The 2,399-nt window shown below is 56.6% G+C and carries 4 protein-coding genes; 1 reads left to right on the forward strand and 3 read right to left on the reverse strand.

Annotation, left to right across the window (positions count from 1 at the left end):
* Positions 1–603 (forward strand): GAP family protein (locus ACOVRA_RS08785; protein WP_421719957.1); only part of this gene is annotated, 603 nt, incomplete at its 5' end.
* On the opposite strand, the gene ACOVRA_RS08790 is transcribed toward ACOVRA_RS08785, so the two are convergent.
* The 3 genes from ACOVRA_RS08790 to ACOVRA_RS08800 all read right to left on the reverse strand — a co-directional run.
* Complete coding sequence (locus tag ACOVRA_RS08790; protein ID WP_421719958.1) at positions 600–938, reverse strand: gamma-glutamylcyclotransferase family protein; 339 nt, start codon at positions 936–938, stop codon at positions 600–602. The two genes, ACOVRA_RS08785 and ACOVRA_RS08790, sit on opposite strands and share 4 nt — an antisense overlap.
* A 13-nt stretch (positions 939–951) precedes the next feature.
* Positions 952–1,812 carry a TauD/TfdA dioxygenase family protein gene (locus ACOVRA_RS08795; RefSeq protein WP_421719959.1) on the reverse strand — a complete coding sequence of 287 codons (861 nt, stop codon included), beginning with the start codon at positions 1,810–1,812 and terminating at the stop codon, positions 952–954.
* Positions 1,813–1,892: 80 nt separating this feature from the next.
* On the reverse strand, positions 1,893–2,399 hold a 507-nt coding region (locus ACOVRA_RS08800), incomplete at its 5' end, for a zinc-binding dehydrogenase (RefSeq protein WP_421719960.1).

Genomic DNA, 2,399 nt, shown 5'->3' on the forward strand with positions numbered 1-2,399 from the left:
GCCGCTTGTGCGGTTGTCATTGCCGGGCAGCAGAGCCTCGGGCGGGGGCTTGCCTTCATTGGTGCGACATTTTTGGTCTATTTCCTGACAGGTGTTGCACTGGTGGCTGGTTGGGCGGAACTGCTGACCGCCGTCAAGCCTTGGATAAAGCCGTGGATGATGGTGGTTTTCTGGCTGACCCTTGCACTTGGCTGTTTCATTGGAGCGGTCTTGTTATGGCGACGCCCGCCCATGGGGGAGGGCAAGTCGGTTAAGAAGCCCAGCTCTGCCGCTATCATCGGCGTCTTTCTATTCGCTCTGGGTGCGACCATTTCCGATATGCCAACGGCTTTCCCTTATTTCGGTGCCATACCGATCATGGTGGCGACCGAAGCAAGCTTTCTCGGCCTTCTGGTGTGGCTTGCCTTCTATAGCCTGATCTATGTCAGCCCATTGATTTTTCTGCTCTGCTATCGTCTGATCGCCCATAAGCAGTTTGAGCCCTTAATCGGCACGATCAACCGCTTCATGGATTGGACGATCCGCCGTCTGACCCCGGTCTTGCTGGTGCCTTTGGGACTATGGGCGATCTATGACGCCGCACGACTGCTGATGATGCCTTAGGCCTGCGCGGCCAGATAGATCCAAGCAAGGACGGGGCCATCTGCCGTTTCGACACGCACTTCGCTGCGGCGATATTCGGCCCCTTCAAAGGCGTCGAGCCATTCCCAATGCTGCGGCAATTGCTCGCAGATCAGGAGATGGACTTCAATCAGATCACCCGCGGGATCAAGCTTGAGGGCTGGAAAGCCCAAAGCTGCGCCCCAGCCCGTTTCAACCAAATGTCCACGCAGGGTTCCGGTCGTCCATGTTCCACCCAGATGGGCGAGGCGGTGGTGATTGGGCTTGCCGGGGGCCAGCGTCCCATAGGTGGCTAAACAAAAATCGACGTGCATCATTGTGGTCGGTCTATCATCCCCGTGACGGATCAAAATAAGGTCTATCCCCCGCAATGGTCACCCGCTCCATAATGCGCACGGCTGGGAAATAGTCCGATGCCGCATAATGTTGGCAAGCGCGATTGTCCCAAAAGGCCAGCGAGCCCGGTGCCCAGCGGAAGCGGCAAACACGCTCTGGCACCGCAGCGAGGCTGTACAAATGGTCGAGCAGCCAATCGCTCTCCTTCTTGGAGAGTCCCAGAATGCGGGTGGTGAAGCCCGTGTTGACATAAAGCCCACGCCGACCTGTCTCCGGGTGGGTTCGAACAACAGGATGGGTTTGAACAGGAAATTTCTCGTGAAGCTTTTCAATGTCTTGATTAAGTCTCTTGGCAAAGACCCGCGCAATATCGTGCTCGGCTTCCAGCGTGCAGACAAAGGCCTGCATCGCAGGGCTCAGCGCGTCATAGGCTGCATACATGTCGGAAAAAAGGGTGTCGCCGCCGACTTCGGGCAATTCGATCGCGCGCAAGATGGAGCCCAGCGACGGCTCTGCCCGCCAAGTCACATCGGAATGCCAATTATTCTCAACCCCGCGCGAATTGGGGCCATGGGCAATGCGCAGGACCTCTGGGTCCGGTTGATCTCGCGGGGTGGCTGGGTGAATTTCGAGTGGGCCAAACCTTCTAGCAAAGGCCAAATGTTGGGCGCGGTCGATGTTTTGGTCGCGGAAGAAGACAACCTTATGGGTCAGAAGGGCGGCACGAATGTCGGCAATCATGGCGTCATCTAAGTCTTGGCTTAGATCAAGACCCAGCAATTCCGCGCCAATGGTGGGCGTCAAAGGGCGGACTTCAAAGCGCGTGAACTGGCTCGCGGGTATGTGGACGGTCATAGCGAAGTCTCTCCCAAATCATTATTTGAGAGAGATCGTATCCTGCATTTGGCTTTCGGCAAGCCTCGCCCGCGCGGGACTTAGCCGGGCACGGATTCGCTGGCTTCCAACACATCCTCAAAGGTGCGCAGGCCGGGCTTTGGCGCGCAGACCAGCACTGCCATATTGCCGGGCAAGTGGAGGTTATCCAGCATTTTCTCATGCGCCAATGGGATATCGGCCCACTCAAACACTTCCGACATGCAAGGGTCGATACGGCGCTCAATCACCAATTGGTTGGCCGCACTCGCCTGTTGCAAATTGGCAAAGTGGCTGCCTTGCACGCGCTTTTGCCGCATCCACAAGAAGCGGGCATCCATGGTCAGATTAAAGCCCGTCGTGCCCGCACAGATCACAACCATGCCACCGCGCTTAGTAACGAAGACCGAGACCGGGAAAGTGCTTTCGCCTGGATGTTCAAACACGATATCGACGTCGCGCTTATCGGTGACATTCCAGATGGCTTTGCCGAACTTGCGGCATTCCTTCATATAATCGTTGAATTCAGGCCCGTTGACGAGTGGCAATTGACCCCAGCAATTGAAGTC

The organism is Aquidulcibacter sp. (genome assembly GCF_049239865.1).
Classification (GTDB): Bacteria; Pseudomonadota; Alphaproteobacteria; order Caulobacterales; family Aquidulcibacteraceae; genus Aquidulcibacter.